Genomic DNA, 20,924 nt, shown 5'->3' on the forward strand with positions numbered 1-20,924 from the left:
GGGGGGCGGGGCTGGGGGGGGCCCGCCGGGTCCGGGGGGGGGGGGGGGGGGGGGTGGGGGGGGGGGGCCCCGCCCCCCGCCCCGCGCCCCGCTCCCCCTCCCAGGCGAATCGCCGCGGCACCAGGATGCCGGCCCAGAGGAACACGGCTTGAGCGACACCACTCCCGAGGATCCGAACGCCTCGTCCGACATCGCGCCCGTCGGGCTCGAGGAGGAGATGCGGCGGTCCTATCTGGACTACGCGATGTCCGTCATCGTCTCGCGCGCGCTGCCCGATGCGCGGGACGGGCTGAAGCCGGTGCACCGGCGCATCCTGTTTGCCATGCACGAGGCCGGCTACACGGCCGACAAGGCGCACCGGAAATCGGCCCGCGTCGTCGGCGACGTGATGGGCAAGTATCACCCCCATGGCGACAGCGCGATCTACGACGCGATGGTGCGCATGGCGCAGCCCTTCTCCATGCGGGTGCCGCTGATCGACGGCCAGGGCAATTTCGGCAGCATGGACGGCGATGCCCCCGCGGCGATGCGCTACACGGAAGTGCGCCTGGCGCGTTCCGCCGCCGCGCTGCTGGAGGGCATCGAGGAGGACACGGTCGACTTCGTCCCGAACTACGACGAATCGGCCGAGGAGCCGCGCGTGCTGCCGGCCGCCTACCCGAACCTGCTGGTCAACGGCGCCGGCGGCATCGCGGTCGGCATGGCGACGAACATCCCCACCCACAACCCGGGCGAGGTGATCGACGCCACGCTGAAGCTGATCGAGGAGCCAGACACCCCGCTCGTTGACCTGATGCGGATCATCCCCGGCCCGGATTTCCCGACCGGCGGCCTCATCCTCGGCCGCGCCGGCATCCGCTCCGCCTTCGAGACCGGCCGCGGCTCCATCCCGCTGCGCGCCCGCGCGACGATCGAGGAGATGCGCGGCGGCCGCTCCATGATCGTCGTCACGGAGATCCCCTACCAGGTCAACAAGGCGAGCCTGATCGAGAAGATCGCGGAACTCGTGCGCGCCAAGCAGGTGGAGGGCATCTCCGACCTGCGCGACGAGAGCGACCGCGACGGCCTGCGCATCGTCGTCGAGCTGAAGAAGGACGCGACGCCGGAAGTCGTGCTGAACCAGCTCTACCGCTTCACCCAGCTGCAGACCTCCTTCGGCGTGAACTTCGTCGCGCTGGACGAGGGGCGGCCGCGGCAGATGGGGCTGAAGGACGCGCTGCTCGCCTTCATCAGGTTCCGCGAGGAGGTGATCGCGCGCCGCAGCCGCTTCCGGCTGAACAAGGCGCGCGACCGCGGCCACAACCTGATCGGCCTCGCCGTTGCCGTCGCCAACATCGACGAGGTGATCGCGCTGATCCGCGCCGCGCCGGATGCCGCCGCGGCGCGCGTCGCGCTGATGGCGCGCGACTGGCCGGCCGCCGATATCGGCCCGCTGCTCGCGCTGGTGGACGACCACCGCAACGTGCTGACCGAGGCCGGCACGGTGCGGCTGACGGAAGACCAGGCGCGCGGCATCCTCGACCTGCGCCTGCAGCGCCTGACCGGCCTTGAGCGCGAGAAGATCGCGCAGGAGCTGTCGGAAGTCGGCGCGACCATCCGCGAGCTGCTGGAGATCCTGGGATCGCGCCCGCGGCGGATGGAGCTGATGGCGCAGGAACTGCTGGCGGTGCGCGCGCAGATCGCGACGCCGCGCATGACGGAGATCGTGGACGGCGTCGCCGACCAGGACGACGAGAGCCTGATCGAGCCGGGCGTCATGGTCGTCACCATCACCCGCGACGGCTACGTGAAGCGCACGGCGCTCGACGTCTTCCGCGCGCAGAACCGCGGCGGGCGGGGCCGCAGCGCCGCCGGCCGGCGGGAGGACGACATCGTCGTCCGCAGCTTCGTCGCCCACACCCACCAATGGGTGCTGTTCTTCACCAGCCGCGGCATCGCCTTCCGCGAGAAGGTCTGGCAGTTGCCGGAAGGCGGCGCCACGGGCCGCGGGCGCAGCCTGCGCCAGGTGCTGCAGCTGCAGGCGGAGGAAGCCGTCACCGCCGTGCTGCCGCTGCCGCAGGACGAGACGCTGTGGGAGAACCTGCATCTCGTCTTCGCGACCGCCGGCGGCAATGTCCGCCGCAACAAGCTGTCGGACTTCCGCAATGTCCGCGCCACCGGCCTGATCGCGATGAAGCTCGACGAGGGCGACAGCCTGATCGGCGTCGCGACCTGCCGCGAGGGCGACAACGTCATGCTGGCCACCCGGCTCGGCCGGTGCATCCGCTTCCAGGCAGACACCGACACGCTGCGCGTCTTCGCCGGACGCGACAGCACCGGCGTGCGCGGCATCCGGCTGCTGGGCGAGGATGCGGTGATCTCGCTCGCCGTGCTCCGCCATGTCGAGGCCAGCCCGGGCGAGCGCCTGACCTATCTCCGCTGGGCCGCGCAGAAGCGCCGTGCCGAGGGGGACGACGCGGCGGAGGCCAATGGCAGCGACGGCCCGACCGTCGGCGCCGTGGGCGAGGCGGTCGAGGAAGAGGCCGTGCCGCAGGACAAGCTGGAGGCGATGGAAGCCGCGGAGGAAGTGGTGCTCACGGTCACCGACCGCGGCTTCGGCAAGCGCAGCTCCGCCTATGAGTACCGGGTCAGCGGCCGCGGCGGCCAGGGCATCGCCGCCATCACGCTCACCCCGCGCACGGGGCGCGAGGTTGTCGGCAGCTTCCCGGTGCGCGCGGGCGACGATGTCATGCTGGTGACCGATGCCGGCCGCCTGATCCGCCTGCCGGCCGACCAGGTGCGCATCACCGGCCGCGTCGCCCAGGGCGTGACGCTGCTGCGCCTCGACGAGGAGGAGCGCGTCACATCCTGCTTCCCGGTGGTGGAGGACGAGGAGCCCGCCGCCGGCGGCGAGGCCGCGGCGCCCGGCGGCACGGAGACCGACCCGCAATGAGCAGGCAGCGCATCGGCCTCTATCCCGGCACCTTCGACCCGGTGACCAACGGCCATCTCGACGTCATCGGCCGCGCCGCGCGGCTGGTGGACAGGCTGGTGGTCGGCGTGGCGATCAATGCCGGCAAGGGGCCGCTTTTCCCGCTGGAGGAGCGGGTCGAGCTGGTCCGCGCCGAGACCGACCGCATCGCCGCGCGCACCGGCTGCGAGGTGGTGGTGCAGCCCTTCACCGGCCTGCTGATCGGATTCGCCAGGGAGGTCGGCGCGCAGATGATCCTGCGCGGCCTGCGCGCCGTGACGGACTTCGACTACGAATTCCAGATGACCGGCATGAATCGCCGCCTGGACCCGGAGATCGAGACGGTCTTCCTGATGGCGAGCGAGACGAACCAGTTCATCTCCTCCCGCTTCGTGAAGGAGATCGCGATGCTGGGCGGCGACATCTCCAGCTTCGTGCCGCCGCTGACCCTGGAGCGCACGCTGGCCCGCATGCGCCGCAAGAAGGACGCCGCCGAATGATGCTTCCGTTCCGCCGCCGCGCGCTGCTCGGCGCCGCCCTCGCCCTGCCCGCCGTCGGGGGCGCGCAGGCGCAGCCGACCAATCCCGAGAACACGCTGGTGATGGAACTGAAGGACGGCGAGGTGCGCATCCTGATGCTGCCGGAACTCGCGCCACGCCATGTCGAGCGGATGCGCACCCTCGCTCGCCAGGGCTTCTACAACAACACGGCCTTCCATCGCGTGATGGAGGGCTTCATGGCGCAGGGCGGCGACCCCACCGGAACGGGAACCGGCGGCTCTCCCCTGCCGGATCTTCCCGCCGAGTTCGTCCCGGCCAGCCGCGCCCGGTTCCTCCGCGGCACCTGCGGCATGGCGCGCACGCAGAACCCGAATTCGGCCAACAGCCAGTTCTTCATCATGTTCGCTCCCGCACCCTTCCTGGACGGCCAGTACACGATCTGGGGCCGGGTGGTTTCCGGCATGGAGGCGGTGGACAAGATCAAGCGCGGCGTCGGCCAGTCCGGCATGGTGCCGCCGCCGCCGGACCGCATTCGCCGGATGCGGGTGGCGGCAGATATCCGCTGAGCCTATAGGTTGCACCGATCGGCCGAGGCGTGCCGCCTTGGCCCGAACATCAGGACGGACGCGATGAGCGAAGCGAGCCCCGCCCCCGAGAACACGCTGCTGCTGGAACTCAAGGACGGCACGGTGACGATCGAGTTGCTGCCCGATCTCGCCCCGAAGCATGTCGAGCAGATCAGGGCGCTGGCCGCCCGCGGCTTCTACGACGGCACGCCCTTCCACCGCGTGATCGACGGCTTCATGGCCCAGGGCGGCGACCCCACCGGCACCGGCACCGGCGGGTCCGACCTGCCCGACCTGCCGGCGGAATTCAGCCCGCCCGCCAAGGCCCGTTTCGTCCGCGGAACCTGCGGCATGGCGCGCACCAACAACCCGAACAGCGCCAACAGCCAGTTCTTCATCATGTTCGCGCCGGCGCCGAGCCTGGACGGCCAGTACACGATCTGGGGCCGCGTCGCCTCCGGCATGGAGGTGGTGGACAAGATCAAGCGCGGCGGCGGCCCGAACGGCATGGTGCGGGAGCCGGATGTGGTGAAGTCCATGAAGCTCGGCAGCGCGGCGGCTCCGACCGCCGAGCCGGGGAAGCCGGCGGAAGGTGCCGGCGGGGTTGACAGCACCCCCGCGGCGGACGCCTAAAGCCGCCGCCGCGGGCGCGATGTGCGCGGCGGGACGAGCCCGTAGCTCAGCCGGTAGAGCACGTGACTTTTAATCATGGGGTCGTGGGTTCGAGTCCCACCGGGCTCATAGATACTTATCAGCCATCGGCACATCCCCGCGGATCGATGGGGCATCAATGGGGCATCAGCGGCCGGGTGACTGGCTGTTAGCATGCCTCTACCGGAATGCATTTGGAGTGCGTGCCGTGGTCAAAGCTATCCGCAGGACCGATCGGAGCGATCGTGCCCATTGGATCCCACTTCAGACCGCCAGGGGCTACCAGCTCGTCGATCGCTCGATACCGTACCCACAAAGGAACTGGCTAAGCAGCGCGACGTTCGTCAGCACGCTCGAGGAGGCCGGCGACCTGGTTGAGAAGGGATACGCAATCCGTATGGCCGAGCCCGGGGCTAGCAGCGGCAACTACATCTACCCCGAGGATCTGCAGGTCGATCGGGCGTGAACTGGCGCTGAGCCGCGGGCCTGTCACCGACGCGTCAGCACGAAGCCCACGCGGCGAGCCGTTGCACTCGTTGTTCCGGGTTCGATAGGATCCCCGCATCGGGTCGGAGCACGAAGTCATGTTGGTCACGCGCGGTAGCTGGGACGTCGGGCGATGCAAGCGCGCATTGGGGGTCGGCACGATAGCGTTGATGTTGCTGGCATTTGGTCTGCCGCCCACTGCAACCGGCCAAGGATTAGCGGAGCGCCCGCATCCGTATTCGGCAAACTGGCAATTGCGCGCGTGCAGGTCCCTGGTGGCAGAACGGGCCGGCGATCCCCACTGGCAGGGCATGTGTGCTGGGATCGTTATGGGGGTCTGGAACACCGGCGTCGTCCTCGGTGCTGTCTGCTCCCCCGGGACGGCGACAACCGAGCAGGGCATGCGTGTCGCCATTCAATACGTGGAGGCCGTACCGCAGCGCCATCACGAGACTTTCGCGGGCCTAGTTCTCGAAGGCCTCCGCGCTGCTTGGCCTTGCCGGTAGATCCGTTGAAGGGCGGGGCAGTCGGCAGTGACCGATAGCGGCGTGCACCGTGCGGCGCAGGCCGGGTCCAGCCTCCGCGCGCAGCCGCGCAGAGCCACGCGCAGGCGCCGCCAGGCGCTGAGCATGGCGAGCACGGCGAGCACGGCCGGAGGCGAGGACGCGACAACGGAGCGGCCGAGAGGCTGGACGCGGCTGGAGCCGAGCCACCATCGCAGCAGGGTGTGCGGAGAGAGCAGCGGCCGAAGGCCGCAGCCGATCCGCACCCCTGCCTCCCGGCGAGGGCGGGGGGGGGGGGGGGGGGGGGGCGGGGGGGCGCCGGGCCGCGCGGGCCGCGCCCCCCCGCGCGCCGGGGGGGGGGGGGGGGGGGGCCCCCCCCCCCCCCCCCCTCGTCGAGAGCAACACGGAGAGCCGGTCGCGGAAGCACTGACCCGCGACGGTGGTCGTCAGGCAGGGGGAGGGGGAAAAATGGCACGGTCGCTTCCGTGACGGGGCCCGGACAGAACTTCTTCGAACATAGCTCTCGTTGTCCCAGCCCCGCATGGTGACCGGTCAGTTGCTGCCGTTCTCCGCCTCCACCGCCAGCCAGCAAACCAGCCTGACCTCCTCCTCGCCGATCGGCGGCAGGGGAGCAGGCGCCTGGAAGCGCTCGAGTCCCGTGGCGAGGATCCACTCAACCAGCCGCAGGCAGCGCGCGGCCGGCGTGCCTGAGCGATCCCGGAACACATCGCGCAGCAGCGCCTCGTCCCGGCGGCTCCAGGGTGCCTCCAGGATGTCGAGCGCCTTGGCGATCTTGTCGGGATCCACATCGGGCAGTGGCGTCGAGCGGATGAAGGCAGCGACCAGACGGTTGAGCGGGCGGACCGCAGGCTGGAGCTTGGCGGGATCGGACAGGTCATTCCATTCGGCCAGGATGTCAGCGAGCGCGCTATCCCAGAAGGGGAAGACGCCATCCTCCAGCGCGGGCGGCATGTGCCGCGGCGTCTCCTCGGCGCAGTCAATCAGGCGTAGGCAGGTGCCGACTTCCCGCTCGATCTTCGCATCCTGCGCCGGTACCCAGCCCGGTGCCGCCGGCACGAAGCGCAAGAACGTCCGCGGTCCGTCGGCGAGCGCAACCTCAGCGCAGAACAGCACGCCGGAGCGCTTGCCCTTCCGCATGCCGCTGCCAGCCCGGCCCGGCAACCCGACGATGGCCGCGCGCTGCTCGGCCAGCGCGGCACGCAGCCGCTGGCGGTATTCCTCGCCGGTTTGCGCGGCAGATGCGGTGCCGCCCTGCTCGTAGAGGCTGGGATCCTCGCCGACGAGCTTCTCGATCTCCGACCGGGTTTCGGCGAAGACCTGGTCGCCGGCCTCGGCGCCGTCCACCGGCAGGGTCGAGACGCCGATGCTCTTCGCGGCCTGGGTCAGCTTGCGCATGATCCGGGCCTCCAGCGTCAGCATCGCGTCCAGCTTGTCGGCCGGGAACACCGTGCGCATGAAAACCCGAGGGTGCGGGCTGCCGATACGGTCGATACGGCCGTGCCGTTGCACCAGACGCATCGGGTTCCAGGGCAAGTCGTAGTTGATGATGTTCCGGCACTGCTGGAGGTTCATGCCCTCCGCCAGGACATCGGTGGTGATCAGCAGGTCGAACAGGTCTTCCTGTCCCGCCGGCGGCTCGCTGGATTCTGGGGCGAAGCCCCACACGGCCTCGTTCCTGCCGACTTCCTCGCCGGGCAGGCCGTGACCGGCGACGGCGACGATGCGGCCGCGGAAGCCCTTCAGCCGCTTATCGGCTTCGATGCGCTTGGCCAAGGCGTCGCGCAGCCACGCCACGGTGTCGCCGAAGTAGGAGAAGAGCAGCACCTTGCGGTTCCGCTGTTCCTCGGCATCGGTGGTGGCGTCGCTGCGGGCCTGAGCCGCGATCTTCGCAAGCTCCTCGACGACGGCCGCGAGCTTTGGGTCGGCGTCGTCATCCACCTTGTCCAGCCGCTTCACCAGGTCGGCCAGGATGTCGTGGTCGCGCGCCACCGCGCTGCGCAGCGCCTTTAGGTCGTAGTCCGCGGCGTCGCCGAGATGGTCGCTGCCGGCGAGCAGATCGTCGAAGGCCTCCTCGTCAACGGCGAGCTCACGCAGGAAGGCAGTGCTGATGACCTTGCCCTTCTTCAGCGCCTCGAGGAATCGCTCATGCTCCGCCAGCATTCGCTTCAGACTGAGGCGGAAGGCATGGGCCGAGGACTCGAAGCGCTTCAGCAGGCCCGAGCGGAGCAGCCCCGCGGCGTTTTCGCGGGTTTCGTCGCGGTCCTCGTCGGTCTCCAGAAGAAAAGCGTCGGGCGCGTACCGCGAGAAGGACAGGACGTTCGTGCCGTTGATCGGGTCCAGCGCGTTGGCCACGGCGTCGAACAGGCCGGGGGCGATGCCCTCGATCCTGTAGCGCACGGTGATTGGCACGGCCTTGGGGAAGACGATCGGCCGCATCACGCCGTCCGCTCCGCGGATGGTGTCGTTCGCGTAGTATCGCTTCACGAAGCCCCGCGTGCGCTTCACGGTGATCGCGTCGATGATGGGATAGAGGTAGTCCGGGCTGAGGTTCGACGGGTCCAGCTTCGCGGCGGCCTTGAAGCGGTCGCGAATGGACACGATGCCCAGCTGGGCCAGGCGGCTGTCCTGCCGCACGAAGAAGCGCTGCAGGTGGTAGAAGTCCCACAGGCTGTTGTTCACCGGCGTCGCCGTCAGCAGCACCACGTCCTTGCGTTGCCCGGACAGCAGCCTGCGCAGCACGTCCGCACGATAGGCGGAGTCCGGATTCCGGTAGTTGTGGGCCTCGTCCACCACGACGAGCTGATACTCATCGAGCTCGAAGCGCAGATGGTTGCCCGTCGCGTCGGGCCGCAGCCGCGGATCTCGCAGCTGATGGTCGCGCGCGATCTGGTCGTAGGAGACCAGCTGGACGAAGCGGCCGATATTGTGGCTGTCGAGGAACTTCTCCCAGTTGGTCCGCAGCGCGGCGGGGCAGACCAGCAGGGCGCGCTGGCGGTTCTTCGCGCAGGCTTCCAGGATCGCGCCGCCGATGAAGGTCTTCCCGAGGCCGACCTCGTCCGCGACGATGACGCCGCCGAATTCCTGCAGGATGCGCCGCGCGCGCCAGACGCCGTGCAGCTGGAAAGCCGTCAGCGGAATGTCGCCGGCATCCTTGCTCTCCTGCTCGAGCTCCGCGCCGTAGAGCTGCCAGAGGATGCGCATGAAGATCAGCCAGGGCGGGAACTCGGCCTCCGGCTCCTCGAAAAGAGCAGCGAGGTCGAAGGGCACCGCGTCGTCCCACAGCGCCTCGAACCAGGCCTTGGCCTCGGCGAAGATGGCGGGATCCCAGCGGCCGAGGTTCAGCTCCAGGTTCGTCGTCAGCCCGGCGCGGGTGAGGTTGGAGGAGCCGGCGATGAGGCCGGGATCGCAGCCGTCCAGCAGCGTCGCCTTGGCATGCAGGAAGGCGCGCTCGTAGCGGCGCGTCTCCAGCTTGCCCGTGCGCAGCATCGCCGCCATGCGGCGGAGGTCGCGGCGGGCCTGCGCGGTGAAGGGCTGGCGGTCGCGCTCGGCGCGCAGGCCGGCTTCCAGCAGCTTCAGGCCTTCCGCGACCTCGCGGCGTTCGAAGGCTGCCTGGGGCGGGTCGCCGGGCTTGCGAAGGTGGCCGCGGGCCAGGCGCAGGGCCTCGGGCTCGGGCTCGGCCCCGATCAGCAGGCGGACGCGGCCAGCCTGTTCCAGCCGCTCCGCGATCGCGCCGAAGCCGGCAGGGCTCATGAAGGCCGTGGCGATGCTGATCTCGGTCAGCGCGGGCGACGCATGCGCTGCGCCGGGCGCGGCCATGGGCGGCGCATCGGGGATCGCGGCCTTCAGCGCAGCGAGGAGGGTGTTGCCGTCCTGGTTGGTGATGAATTCCGGCTTGCTCATGCCAGCCCCCGCAGGATCGCGACGGTGCGGTCGCGGCGCGCATTCCACTCGCGCTGCTGCGTCTCGTCCGTCCATTCGTGGAAGGTGTCGAAGATGTGGGCGAGCTGGTCGGGCGAGAGGCCGTAGAGGCGGGCCACCACCGCGTCCAACTCCTCGATCATGGCTTGCTTCTCGGCGGGCTTCAGTGGGCCGTGCTTGACGCCGACGGACTTCGCCCAGTCGACAAAGCGGTCGTCGGGGCAGGCGAGGCGGCCGGCGAGGGCGACTGCACGTTGCCAGTGCTTGTCGGTGCGGGGTGGGCGCGGGATCGGGAAGGGGTTGAGAATGAAGAAGTTGAGATTCACCTCCACGAAGCGCCGCGCATACCAGTCGAGGGTGACCGAGCAGAGGACACCCAGCAGAAATGCCTGATCCTTGGCATCCCCCGACGGCCAAAGGAGATACGGCGCCTTGTTGGTCAAAAAAACCTGCGGCGGCAGTAGCGCCGCCCGCACCGTACGCGTGTCCGTCGCGCGGCTCACGTCGCGAAAGGCGACGCGGGGCGCATGGCAGGCCAGTGTCTTCGCGTCGCGCAGATGCGCCAATGGGAACTCGCGATGGACAGAATCCCGTGTGGACCTGCCGCTGCGCAGGCGCTTGTTCTGCAGGTGCTTCGCGACCTTCGTCGGGTCGGCCCAGCCGTAGTATGTGTCCGGCCCGCGGTCGTTCTCCCAGATGTCGAAGCTCTCGCCCTTCATCACGGGCCAAAGCTTATCCGTGTTGCGCGGCGCGATCTGCATGAGAGGCTTGTCGTTGGTCGCGTCAAGTTCGCGATCCGGTCGTGCACGCCACGCGCCGGCCTGCTTCAGGTCGAGGCGCGGTGCCTTCCGCAGCTGGGCGAAGACACCGATGCTGTCGTCAGAGGGCAGCAGCGGCAGGCTGGCGGAGGAGGTCCAAGCCAGTACCTCGGCCGGGGTGAAGCAGTGGGGCGGCTTCTTCGCCGCGGCGTCCCATGCCAGGCGGCTGGCGTAGGGGCCGCGCAAGGCGATGCTCTGGCCGTTAGGCGTGCCGCGCGCGATGGCAAGCAGCGCCATGGTGTAGCGGTGCTCGGCCTCCATGAAAACCCAGCCGGCGCGGTTCAGGACGGTCGTGATGGCAACACCCGCGCTGCCGGCGAACACGCCTTCGCGCAGCTCCTTCGAGCCCAGCGCCGACAGCGCGCTGCGCGGCAGCACGACACCGATCCGCCCGCCCTCCTGCGCCGCCAACTGCCAGAAGCGCCAGGCGAAGGCCTTGTAGAGATCGGGATCGCCCGTTCCCATTCCGGGATAGAAGCCGGCGCCCAGGACCGCGCGCTCGCGGTCGGTCTGCGCGACCTCTTGCTCATACTCGGTCACCAGATCGGGCCGGTCCCGCCGCAACTGCGGGATGCGCTTCTTCCGCTCTGCCTCCGACAGCCCCTTCAGGCCCGGGAAGTGGCGCGTCCAGAAGCCCAGCTCCTCCAGCGTCACTTCCTGCCACGGCGGATTGCCGAGGATCACGTCGAAGCCCGGGCGCTGGCGAAGGAACACCTCGGGGAAGGCGACGGGGAAGTGGAACGGCGCGATCGGCGTGAGCGCGTCTCGAAGCTGCGCGTGCAGAGGCGTGCGGCGCAGGTCCAAGGGCATTCCGGTCTTGTCCAGCTTGGCCAGGGCAGTGTTCACAGGCACGCGGAGAGACTCCTCTCCTGCTTTGACGGCCACGGCGGCGTCGAACAGCGATGCTGCCGCGCCGACTGCCTCTCGCGCATCCCGATAAGCAGCACGGGCGGCGGCGACATCCGCAACTGTCGCATCGGAGATCCTGGCCAGGCGTCGTAGGTGTGGCTCGGCGCCCGCCAGCATTTCGGCCGGCTCGACGCGCAACCCAACACCGACAAGCGCCGTCAGCAAAGACTTCGCGTCACTCGGCGTCGAAACGCCGACGAGCGCATTGCCCTGCACGAGCGCGTGGTCCAGCAGCGACAGCGGCAGGCCCGGCACGAAGCTGTGGATCCAGATGGACAGCCGCGCGAGATCCACCGCCAGCGGGTTGAGGTCCACGCCGTAGATGCAGCGCCGTGCGATAAGCCGGCGCAGCAGCTGCGCGTCCTCGATCTCCTGCGTGCCGGCGAGGCCGAGCTTCTTCAGCTCCCCCTCCGCGGCCGCGCGCAGCGTCGCCAGTTCGTTCTTCACGCCGGGCAGGCTGCGCGTGGCAAGGATGGCGGAGAATGCCCGCTCCACGCGATCCACCGCCGCGACGAGGAAGTGGCCGCTGCCCATCGCGATGTCGGCGATGCGGAAGTCGAAGAAGGACTCGGCCGCGTCCGTGTCGTCCAGGGCCACCAGCCGATCGGCATGTGCCTTCAGCGCGGGCTCCAGCGCGGTGTCCAGCAGGTGATCCACGGCGAAGCCGGGGGTGAAGTAGCTGCCCGAGGACTTCCGGGCGCCGGACCGGTTGTGCAGGTAGATGCCGCCCTGCGGCACGGCGACGGGGTCGCGCGCCTTGGCCGGCACATAGACGAAGTCCTTGCCCTGCTTCTTCAGCGCAAGGTCGGCGTCTGCGACAGCGAGTTCCGATTCCAGCAGGCCTTCGTAGATCGTGCCGAATTCGCGCACGCGCAGGCTGCGGAAGTCCACCGGGCCGCGGGAGGGGCCGGCCAGGTCGCGCGGCAGATCCAGCAGCAGGGCGCGCAGCGCCGGCTCAAACACGGTGTCCGGCAGGGAGATGCGCGCCAGCTCCGCCCCGGCGCGGGAGATCACTGGGTCGGTCTCGAACAGCCCTCCGCCATAGGCCGGCACGCCGAGGCCGGCATCGCCGACGCGCACCGCCTCGAACAGGCGGCTCACCTCCTGCCAGAGATGCGCGCCGGCGCCGGGCGGGGACGTCTTGGCGTGCAGCTCCTGCGCCTTGGTCTTCAGCGCGCGGTGGCGATAGGCCTCGTTCGTGGTGAAGGGCAGCAGGTCACGGTCTTCGGCATAGGCGATGAAGAGCAGCCGGAACAGGACCGTCAGCGCCATCGAGTAGGTCAGGCGCAGCTCCTCCGCGGAGAAGGATTTCAGCTTGCGCGCTGCGGCGATGCCGGTGGCGAGGCCGGGGATGACGTGGTCGTAGATCCGGTCCCGCAGCTTCTCCGCGAGGTCGGCGGCGAAGCGCTTCGAGCTCTCCAGCAGCTGCTCCAGCGTGCCGTCGGGCTTCAGTGCGTCAGCGGAGAAGATCAGCCAGAGCAGCGCCGCCTGGTCCTGGCGCATCAGGCCGGTGCGCAGCTCGATCCATGTCTCTGTCCGGCCGCGCTGGCCGACACCGACGCCGAGCTCGACCGGGTAGAGGCGGACGCGGTCGTCCTGCACCACCATGACCCAGGGCAGGTTGCGCTCGACGGCCTTGGCGAGGGCCCAGGAGACCGGCGAGAGGTTCTGGAATCGCGGCGCGGCGCCTTCCGGCGTCTCGGCGCCGTTGAGCAGCACCGCCACGGCGCGGTCGCGCGTGCCAGTGCGCAGCAGATGGGTGACGCCATCGGCACGCTCGATGCCGAAGCCGAGCCGGCGCAGCAGGTCCATGCCGGCCGCGCCGAGGACAGGCGTGGCGCGCGCCTGCGCCGTGGCCCAGTCCGGCCGGTTCTGCGCGCCGCGGGCAAGCTCATGGTCGGAGAGCAGGCCTTCGTTGCGGACGCCGGGGAGGTCGGTCTCGAGGCTCGGCAGCGCGTCGTGCAGAAAGCGGAGCGCGGCGTTGCGGTCCGGCTCGGTCAGGGCGCGGGCGCAGACGCGCTCGGCCTGGCCGATCTCGAGACGGCGAATCGGCATGTCGTCGCCGGCGGGGCCGCAGACCAGCGCGGTGCTGCCGTTGAGGGCGACCGCCAACAACGGCGTCGCGCGGCCGGCGAGGCGGTCCTTCCAGACCTGGCGCAGCACGCTGTGCTTGGGCTCTGCGGCCGCGTCGAAGACCAGCACCTCGAGGCCGAGGTTACCCTGGCCGAGGTAGAGGCCACGGAACTGCAGGCCCGCCGGAGGCGAAAGTGTTACGCGGCGGGAAACATGGTCGTCGAGGAAAGCGGGCATCGGATCTTCCTGCCGAATGGGTGAAGGGGGACAGATGCGCGGGACACCGGAGCGCCCCGCGCGGGTTTGTCGGGTCAGGCCGCGGCCTTGCCCTCCTTCAGCAGTGCCGTCTCGAACTGGCTGACGGCGAAGCCATAGGATGCCTCGTTCTTGCCGAGCTTCTGCGGGTCGAAGCGCGACATCTCCAACACCAGCTTGTAGTTGGCCGCGATGTCGCGGAGGTGGCGCTTGAGGAAGGCCGAGGGATCGGTGCGCCAGGCGACCTTGCCATCCTTCACCACCATCAGCGCGCGCAGGCCCCAAACGAGAGGCATGATGAGGCCGTCCGGGTAGCTGTACTCGACGTCTCGCTCGGTGAAGTGCGTCAGCGGCTGGCTACGCATGTATTTGCGGTTCTTGTCGGTCTTCCTGGTCGGGTCGTACATCCGCACGATGCCGATGCGGCCGAAATGCCCGCCGGCGCCGTTGTAGGCGGCGGGAAAGTCCTCGTAGATCTGGTCGTAGAGCGAGGGGAGGGAGCCGAGCACTTCGATAGCGCTCTTCACCGCATCGTCGGTGAGCTCATGCAGCGGCCCGTCCGCGGCGCGCTTCGAGATCGCAGCGTTGCTCATGAGGTCGTCGAAGAGCTTCGCGCACTCGCCCTTGTTCCGGTAGATGTTCTGCGGCGCCGGCGCCTTCACGGGCAGGTCCGGCACCAGCGAGAGCGGGATCCAGGCGAGGGCGACGATGTCGCGCACCTTCACGTCGCCGCCGGCCATGTTGGACTTCCACTCGATGCGGTCGCGCACGGTCGCCGGCAGCGCCGCCTTGATCGCGTCGTAGAAGCCCTTCTGGTTGGCCTTGGTCTCGAGAGTCAGCTCGGCGTTGTTGTTGCGCGCCGCGCAGATCTCGAGCAACTCGGAGCGGAAGTCGGCGACGATCTCGTCGTCCTGCAGGTCGGCTGGCACAAGGATCTCGACCGGGACGAGGAAGGTCAGCTCCTCCTTCACCGCCTCGACGGCCTCGCGATTGGCGCGCCAGAGGTCCTTGAAGGCCTCCCAGTTCTTGGTCTTTTTCGACACCTTCTCATCGTTCAGCGCGACGCTGAGGATGTGCGTGCCGAGGGCGAGCGAGTTGTGACCGCCGTCGAGGATGCCCTCAGTCGCCGGGTCGGAGAAGCGCAACTCGTAACGCTGGCGCTGAAGCGCCTCGTAATCCGAGGAGCCGACCAGGATGCCCTTTGTCATGAAGGGGAAGATGTCGGGGTCGCGCTTGATGCTCTCGACGATCGCCTCAGTGACCTGGCCCCACTTGGCGGAGCGGGGGTTGGCGTCGAGGTCCACCGAGTCGATGAGCGTGAGCAGGTTCTTGGCCTGCACGAAGCCGACGACGCGGCGGACCGAGCCGTGGATCTGCTCGGCGACCTGGTCGTAGCGGATGATGATCTTACTGGGCTGCACTGCCGGTATCTCCTTCGATCAGGAGAACCGGATCCGGCATAGGCCACCCTCGAAAGGGTGAAGGCACAACAGCACGGTATCCACCGGGCCAGGAGTGCCAGCCGCCATCCGGCGGCAACCAATACCAGAACCGCTTCTCAGGGTTCTTCCATGCCCCCGTCCGGGAGCCTCGATTGGATACGGCGGGAGATCGAAGGCGGTCAAGCGGATTCGTTGTTGAGCACGGAATCCTGTCTCCCAGCGCACTGAACGCGATGGGTGCCGAGCTTAAAAGTGGTCGCGTGCGGCGCCGCACCAGCTAGACTGCGAGTTGCCGGATAGGCCTGCATACTGGCCGTCTGCCTGCACACACGCCAGTGGATCCGTGGAAGGGGTGTCGGCCTATTTTCAGCGGGGGTCGCGGACCGCGGCGATCGTCTCCGGCCGGGCGAGGTCAGAGCGGCGGAAGGTGCGGAAGATGAGGAAGGTTCTGCCGCCGTCTTCCGCACCTTCCCCTGCAGCACCGCAAGGGAAGGAAGGCGCGCACCCTTTAGGGGCGCGTCTTCCTTCCGCTTAACCGGTTCACGCTGGGTCAGGGCAGCCACCACCAGCCGTCCAACGTTGCTGCGCTGTAGGTGGCCTGCAGCTTCTCCTTCGCGCGGCTGAAGGCGTCGCGCATCGCGCGATCGGTGCCGGTGGAGAGGGTGCGGCGCTGGCACTCCTTCCGCCAAGCGCCCTCGCGCACGCCGCGCTTGCCCGATGGGAAACCGTCACCGGGGGGCAGCGGCTGGCCTTCTGCGTTGATCACGTCGGCGAGGCAGCGGAGAGCAGTCCGTGCCTGGTCGGGCAACTTCGCTGCGCGACGCTGGTCGTTCTCGGCGGGCGGCGCCCCTTGCTCGGTGGGCACGACGACGCAGGAAGCAGACGGGTGGCCCTCCGCATCCGGTCCAACGGGAACCACCTCGAGGCGGAAGCTCTGCGGCTCGGTCTCGGCGTCGTCCTTCGCCATCTCGACCTGCCAGAACCGGTCTCCGCTTTTCCGCCATACGTGCACGATGGTGTCGGCGGCGCCCATCAGCGTGACAGAACCCGCCGGCGTGCCGCCCGCCTTGGTTTCGTGATGAATGATCGCCACTGCGAGATTCCGTTCGCCGATGCCGTCCAGCGCGGCCAGATAGGCGTTCATGTGCTCGCTGCTGCTGACGTTCCCGGCACCAACCGAGCGGAAGACGGTGTCGATGATTACCGCCGCCGGCGCGAGCCCACGCGCGACCGTCGCATCTACTGCCGCGAGGACAGAGGAGGGATCCGGCGCAAAGCTCCGCCCGCCGTCTTCGCTGCGGAGCAGCGTTGGACGGCCGGTGGCGAGGATGAAGCTGCCCGGGAAGTCGGCATCGCTCCAGCCGCGTTGCTGGCCCATGGCCTTGAGGCGCTTCCAGAACCCGGCATGGCCCTCGCAGGCAACATAGAGAACCGGGCCAGGCTGCTGGATGGCGTGCCCCATCCATTCCGGCGCGCCGGAGGCGATAGCCAGCGCGAGGTCGGTGGCCAGGAACGACTTGCCCGACTTCGGCGGACCGTAGATCAGCGTAACGGACCGGCGGTGGAGCAGACCACGTACCACGGTGCCGGCCGCAATCGGCACCAACCCGTCCGCGCCGAAGCGCAGCTCGAGCGGCGCAGAGGTTGCAGGGTGGGCGGGCCGTCCAGCGGCAGCCAGTGGAGAGCCCCCAACAGGCTCCTCGACGGCTTCGAGCTTGCCGAGGCCGTCGTCAGGTGTCCATGACCGGCGACTCACGGCTCCTCCTCGGCCGCCAGCAGGGCTTGCCAAGTATCGTTGAAGTCCTGGCCGGGCCTGGCAGGCCGGAAGATGCGCGCCTGCCTGCCTCCGTTGATCCAGCGGTTCGCGCAGGCCCGGGCGTGCTGCATTCCCACGTCGTCGGAGTCGGCTAGGATGGTCAGCGCGTTGACCCCGGGCAGAAGAGGAAATCGGCCGATCGCGGAGGCGGAGGTCGCCGCCCAGACTGGCGACCATCCGGCGCCCTGCATGATGCTGAGCGCTGTCTCAATCCCCTCGGCGATTCCGAGCGCCTGCGTCACATCCTCGTCGGCGACAAGGCGGATGACGCCAGCCTTGCCCAGCATGATCTTCTCGGAAGGACCCGGCGCCTTGCCGGTACCGTCGATGCGCACATAGGTGACGTGCGTGCCGAGCTCGGCGCCGGTCAGGGGGCAGCTCATGCGCGCGAGCATTGCGGGCCCCTTCGTCCCGTTCCTGCGTGCGCGCCAGACGCAAGGGTGGAAACGCAGGGGGGCGCCCTGCGGGACTTGCAGCCCGCGCGTGGCGAGGTAGGTTGCCACCAGCGTTCCGCGCGGATCAACGCCCTCGGCCCACAGAGCGGCCGCCATGCGGGCCGACCAGCTGGTGGGCACCTCAGGTGCGGCCGGGCTCGCCGCTGCCGGCTGCGCTTTGTGCACGAAGTGAGCGCGGGGTGGGCGGCGCGCGGGTGCAGTGCCCGTCTCGCGCAGCCAGTCCCGTGCCCAGTGGAGCGCCTCGGCAAGGGAGCCGCCCTGGACGTGAGCGACCAGGCTGAGCGCGTCGCCGCCGCGGCCTGCCTGGTGGTCGAACCATTCGCCACACTTCGCCCCGGCCACGCAGACGGCGAGGCTGCCCTTGCGGCCGTAGCGCCACTCGTCGGAGCGCCGCTGCGTTGGCCGACCAAGCAGCGAGAAGGTCAGCTCGGGCATATTCTGCGCGAGGATTGCTGCCATGGCGCGGAAATCAGGCGGGCGCGTCATGGGACGACCCGCAGCGGGCGTGGCGAGAACTGCCGGCCGCCCGCGGCGGCGAGGAGCGCGCGCAGAATCTCCGGTGACAGCGTAATGCGCCAAGTATCGAGGCGATCGAGCAGCTTGTCAGGCGGGATGCCGTGCGCCGCCGCAAGCTCCTTCAGGAACTCAGCGACAGCGCGCTCCCCGCCGTTCAACAAATGGCACGCGCCAGCCTCGAGCCGGTGCGCACGCGCTGGATTGTCCCAGAGGTGGTGCGGTATGAAGGAGGTGGAACCGGTGCCCATCGGAACCACCGCCCCCGCGCTGCACCTCCCGGTGCGCCGGGGGCATTCCATCAAGCGACTGCCTTCTGCTTCGGCGCCCGGATCTGCGCCTGAGGCAGCGACGCGATATAGGCGCGCAGCGAGTCGCCGCAGACAAGGGTGGTGCGTCCGGCCTTTAGGAGCCGGAGCGAACCCGAGCCGGCGAGGCGGTAGATCGTGGCGCGCGAGAGGCCCGTGATGGCGCTGGCCTTGGCGAGCGGCACTGCCATCAGCTCGGTGACCGCAATACGCGGGTGCAGTTGGGGGTCGAGCCGGGAGGCCGGTGCGGCATCGGCTTGCATGTCGAGGTCTCCGCGCCTCCGGCCATGAGCGGCGGGAGGCGTGGGGAGACCTTTGGGGAGAGAAGCGGGAATTCTCCCCCGGGTTCTATTCCCGATTACGAAGGTCGGCGTAGTCGGCCGATCGCGCTAGCCGCTCCAGATATTCCTTCGCCTTGGCACGCCGGCTCTCCTCGTCGGCTGCTGCTGCATAATCCTGGAACAGCCGCGGCATCACGTGAGGTCCGCCTCCGTCGCGGCGACGACAGGCCTTCCTCCATCCAATGACGGTGTCGGCCGTGATCGTCACGTCATGCCTTGCGCCGGGACCACGGAGGTCTCGAGAGTGGCCGGCCTCGGTCAGGGTCCGCGCCACGCGCCCGGCGGCGTCGTGCAGCGAGTCGCCGGCGGCGACCAGGAGCTCGAGAGCCGCCGCTGCCGCGGTGTTCCGCCACGCCACCGGGGATGGCGATACCGCTCCAACCACAAATGGCTCGAAGGCTTTGGGCTTTGACCTTCCCTTCTGCACGTCGTGAAGGTCCGCCAAGAGCCGTGTAAGGGCCGCACGAGCCTGGTCGCTGCAAAGCCACGGCAGCCGGTCCGCGAGAAGCTGCAACGCCCGGGTCAAGTGCGCGTATCCAGCACGCCCACCGTCCCGTTGACGGTGCGACTCGAATGCCTCTCCTGCCTTCGTCAGATCGTCCCGGAAATCGAGCAGCACATCGCGCAGATCTCCCAGGGGGAGCAATTGCACGGTTCCTGCCTCGTCCAGCGGAATGGCCAGCTGGACCTTGTCCATGGCGAGCGCGGTCTGCCCCTCGGGGCCTTCGCCTTTCCCACTCATCAGCCCGGACCCCGCCGGGCCCGCTCGGCTGCCAGATTCTTCACCTCGGCTCCGCCGGCGGCGATTCCGTCCAGCCGATCAGCAAGCAGCTGCAGCGCCTCCTTCACCGCCGGGAAATAGCGCGCGCGGTTGTAGGTGGCGGCAAGTTGCGAGTGGATGCTGGTGTGGTTGAGCGCCGCCTCGATGACATGCGGCTCGACGCCGAGCTCGCCGAGCATGGTGGCGCCGGTGCGCCGAAGATCATGGCGCGTCCAACCGGCCGTGCCGGTGGCCTCCATCACGTCTTTCGTCGCGCGATCCCAGTTCATCAGCTTCCCGCCGCCACGGGAGGGAAAGATCCGCTGGGCTGCCTTTCCGGGCCCGATGGATTGGAGGAGGGCGATCGCCTGACGCGAGAGCGGCAGGCGGTGAGGCTGCCCGTTCTTCGTCTCGGGGATCCGCCATTCGGCGGCCTCGAGGTCCACGTCGCGCCAGCATGCTTCCGCGGCTTCGTCGCGCCGACACAAGGTGAGCAGCATGAAGCGCAGGGCTTTGCGGTAGGTGTTCGCGTCCGCTGCGGACAGGGTCGGGAGCAGGGCCGCCAGTTCTTCGCGGCTCAGCACGCGGTCCCGCCGCTTCACAGTCGCCGGCGGGTCGATCAGCGCAGCCTGTCGCGGCACGTAGTTGCGGTGCGCCGCCCACTTCAGAACTGGACGCACGTAGCGGACCGCCGCGGAAGCGCTGGCCTTCGAGGGGTAGGCATCGGCGGCCATCTGGAAGTCAGTGGCGGTTAACGTCGCAAGCGGCTTTCGCAGCAACTGCGCGAAGACGATCTCCATCTTGCGCCGGGTCTCAGGCCAGGTGCGGAGTTCCTTGCCCGGCCCGATCACGCGCGTTTTCGGCACGTCCGCGACTTCCGCCTCGTCGCCCTTTTTCGGCAGCGGGCCGCCGTAGAGGTCGAGGAGGGCACCCAGCGTACCGATCCCTGCCTTCGCGTCTCGACCGATGGCACGCAGCTTCCGCGCCTCCGCTATCGGATCGGCACCGCGGCGGACCTCCTCTCGGAGGGTGCGCGCCTTCTCTCTCGCGTCGGCGATGCCGATGGCTGGCCAACGCCCGACCGGGAAGCGCCGCAGGGAGCCTTGCGTGTCCCTGCAGACCAGCACCCAGGAAGCCACCCCGCGTGGCGTCAGGCGAAGCCAAAGGCCTTCCTGACCCGCATCGGCCAGGTCTCGCCTCTTGCCCGCAGCCGCGGCCTCGCGTAGCGCCTTGTTGATAGCTGCTTCCGCCAGCCGGACGCCCATGCCGCACCTCCACAAACCCCAGCCCGGATCCTCTCGGAGTAAGTCGTCGGGGCATCGCTGGGGCATCAACGGGGCATCGGCTTGGGGAGACGAAAGGCGATGCCCTGAGACGGAATCATGAGGTCATAGACTACGTATGGCAAGGAAAAAGGGGACGAATGTGCGACGTCGCGACGCACGGCGAGATGACCGGAGAACGGCCGCCCCGGCGCTCAGAGGTAACTTTTAATCATGGGGTCGTGGGTTCGAGTCCCACCGGGCTCACTGCATCGTCCGTCGAAGATGGACGGTGAAGTGAGTTTCTTATGGTTGCCCTCGGGCGCCGGGCGCGGGCGCCCGGCCCCGGGGGGGGCCCCCCCGCCCGGGGCGCCCCC

The 20,924-nt window shown here is 69.2% G+C and carries 14 protein-coding genes and 1 tRNA gene; 6 read left to right on the forward strand and 9 right to left on the reverse strand.

The window, feature by feature from the left end:
* The first annotated feature begins 217 nt into the window (after positions 1-217).
* The 6 genes from gyrA to AC1MIR_RS04025 all read left to right on the forward strand — a co-directional run bounded on the left by gyrA (position 218) and on the right by AC1MIR_RS04025 (position 5,659).
* Positions 218-2,932: a DNA gyrase subunit A gene (gene gyrA / locus AC1MIR_RS04000; protein WP_480027053.1), complete on the forward strand. Its 2,715-nt coding sequence runs from the start codon at positions 218-220 to the stop codon at positions 2,930-2,932.
* On the forward strand, positions 2,929-3,450 hold the full coding sequence (gene coaD / locus AC1MIR_RS04005; RefSeq protein WP_480026887.1) for a pantetheine-phosphate adenylyltransferase: 522 nt from the start codon (positions 2,929-2,931) through the stop codon (positions 3,448-3,450). The genes gyrA and coaD overlap by 4 nt, the downstream gene beginning before the upstream one ends.
* Positions 3,451-3,551: 101 nt before the next feature.
* Positions 3,552-4,016, forward strand: a complete 465-nt coding sequence (locus tag AC1MIR_RS04010; protein WP_480027054.1) for a peptidylprolyl isomerase — start codon at positions 3,552-3,554, stop codon at positions 4,014-4,016.
* A gap of 63 nt (positions 4,017-4,079) precedes the next feature.
* On the forward strand, positions 4,080-4,649 hold the full coding sequence (locus AC1MIR_RS04015) for a peptidylprolyl isomerase (RefSeq protein WP_480026888.1): 570 nt from the start codon (positions 4,080-4,082) through the stop codon (positions 4,647-4,649).
* A gap of 35 nt (positions 4,650-4,684) precedes the next feature.
* A tRNA-Lys gene (locus AC1MIR_RS04020) sits at positions 4,685-4,757 on the forward strand.
* 566 nt (positions 4,758-5,323) lie between these two features.
* Positions 5,324-5,659 (forward strand): Rap1a/Tai family immunity protein, encoded by a 336-nt coding sequence (locus tag AC1MIR_RS04025; protein ID WP_480027055.1) that lies wholly within the window; start codon positions 5,324-5,326, stop codon positions 5,657-5,659.
* Between the two features lie 549 nt (positions 5,660-6,208).
* Here the strand turns inward: AC1MIR_RS04025 and AC1MIR_RS04030 are convergent.
* From AC1MIR_RS04030 to AC1MIR_RS04070, 9 genes are all read right to left on the reverse strand, one after another.
* A complete protein-coding gene (locus tag AC1MIR_RS04030; RefSeq protein ID WP_480026889.1) occupies positions 6,209-9,577 on the reverse strand; it encodes an SNF2-related protein in 3,369 nt (1,122 codons plus the stop codon).
* Positions 9,574-13,632, reverse strand: coding sequence for an Eco57I restriction-modification methylase domain-containing protein (locus AC1MIR_RS04035; RefSeq protein WP_480026890.1), 4,059 nt, complete (start codon positions 13,630-13,632; stop codon positions 9,574-9,576). Before AC1MIR_RS04035 ends, AC1MIR_RS04030 begins: the two co-directional genes overlap by 4 nt.
* 74 nt (positions 13,633-13,706) lie before the next feature.
* On the reverse strand, positions 13,707-15,071 hold the full coding sequence (locus AC1MIR_RS04040; RefSeq protein ID WP_480026891.1) for a hypothetical protein: 1,365 nt from the start codon (positions 15,069-15,071) through the stop codon (positions 13,707-13,709).
* Between the two features lie 571 nt (positions 15,072-15,642).
* Positions 15,643-16,848, reverse strand: a complete 1,206-nt coding sequence (locus AC1MIR_RS04045; protein ID WP_480026892.1) for an AAA family ATPase — start codon at positions 16,846-16,848, stop codon at positions 15,643-15,645.
* A complete protein-coding gene (locus tag AC1MIR_RS04050) occupies positions 16,845-17,822 on the reverse strand; it encodes a DUF7146 domain-containing protein (RefSeq protein WP_480026893.1) in 978 nt (325 codons plus the stop codon). The genes AC1MIR_RS04045 and AC1MIR_RS04050 overlap by 4 nt, the downstream gene beginning before the upstream one ends.
* A 23-nt stretch (positions 17,823-17,845) precedes the next feature.
* Positions 17,846-18,127 carry a hypothetical protein gene (locus AC1MIR_RS04055; protein ID WP_480026894.1) on the reverse strand — a complete coding sequence of 94 codons (282 nt, stop codon included), beginning with the start codon at positions 18,125-18,127 and terminating at the stop codon, positions 17,846-17,848.
* 50 nt (positions 18,128-18,177) lie between these two features.
* Complete coding sequence (locus tag AC1MIR_RS04060) at positions 18,178-18,447, reverse strand: helix-turn-helix domain-containing protein (RefSeq protein ID WP_480026895.1); 270 nt, start codon at positions 18,445-18,447, stop codon at positions 18,178-18,180.
* An 85-nt stretch (positions 18,448-18,532) separates the two neighbouring features.
* Positions 18,533-19,222, reverse strand: a complete 690-nt coding sequence (locus AC1MIR_RS04065) for a hypothetical protein (protein WP_480026896.1) — start codon at positions 19,220-19,222, stop codon at positions 18,533-18,535.
* 44 nt (positions 19,223-19,266) lie between these two features.
* Positions 19,267-20,550, reverse strand: coding sequence for a tyrosine-type recombinase/integrase (locus tag AC1MIR_RS04070; RefSeq protein WP_480026897.1), 1,284 nt, complete (start codon positions 20,548-20,550; stop codon positions 19,267-19,269).
* Positions 20,551-20,924: the final 374 nt, after the last annotated feature.

Source organism: Falsiroseomonas sp. RANM36, assembly GCF_056682175.1.

Excerpts from the sequence above, each read along its gene's own strand:
- gyrA (WP_480027053.1), top strand. The coding sequence starts at position 218 with ATGCGGCGGTCCTATCTGGACTACGCGATGTCCGTCATCGTCTCGCGC.
- coaD (WP_480026887.1), top strand. The coding sequence starts at position 2,929 with ATGAGCAGGCAGCGCATCGGCCTCTATCCCGGCACCTTCGACCCGGTG.
- AC1MIR_RS04010 (WP_480027054.1), top strand. The coding sequence starts at position 3,552 with ATGGAACTGAAGGACGGCGAGGTGCGCATCCTGATGCTGCCGGAACTC.
- AC1MIR_RS04015 (WP_480026888.1), top strand. The coding sequence starts at position 4,080 with ATGAGCGAAGCGAGCCCCGCCCCCGAGAACACGCTGCTGCTGGAACTC.
- AC1MIR_RS04025 (WP_480027055.1), top strand. The coding sequence starts at position 5,324 with ATGTTGCTGGCATTTGGTCTGCCGCCCACTGCAACCGGCCAAGGATTA.
- AC1MIR_RS04030 (WP_480026889.1), bottom strand. The coding sequence starts at position 9,577 with ATGAGCAAGCCGGAATTCATCACCAACCAGGACGGCAACACCCTCCTC.
- AC1MIR_RS04035 (WP_480026890.1), bottom strand. The coding sequence starts at position 13,632 with ATGCCCGCTTTCCTCGACGACCATGTTTCCCGCCGCGTAACACTTTCG.
- AC1MIR_RS04050 (WP_480026893.1), bottom strand. The coding sequence starts at position 17,822 with ATGGCAGCAATCCTCGCGCAGAATATGCCCGAGCTGACCTTCTCGCTG.
- AC1MIR_RS04055 (WP_480026894.1), bottom strand. The coding sequence starts at position 18,127 with ATGGGCACCGGTTCCACCTCCTTCATACCGCACCACCTCTGGGACAAT.
- AC1MIR_RS04060 (WP_480026895.1), bottom strand. The coding sequence starts at position 18,447 with ATGCAAGCCGATGCCGCACCGGCCTCCCGGCTCGACCCCCAACTGCAC.
- AC1MIR_RS04065 (WP_480026896.1), bottom strand. The coding sequence starts at position 19,222 with ATGGACAAGGTCCAGCTGGCCATTCCGCTGGACGAGGCAGGAACCGTG.
- AC1MIR_RS04070 (WP_480026897.1), bottom strand. The coding sequence starts at position 20,550 with ATGGGCGTCCGGCTGGCGGAAGCAGCTATCAACAAGGCGCTACGCGAG.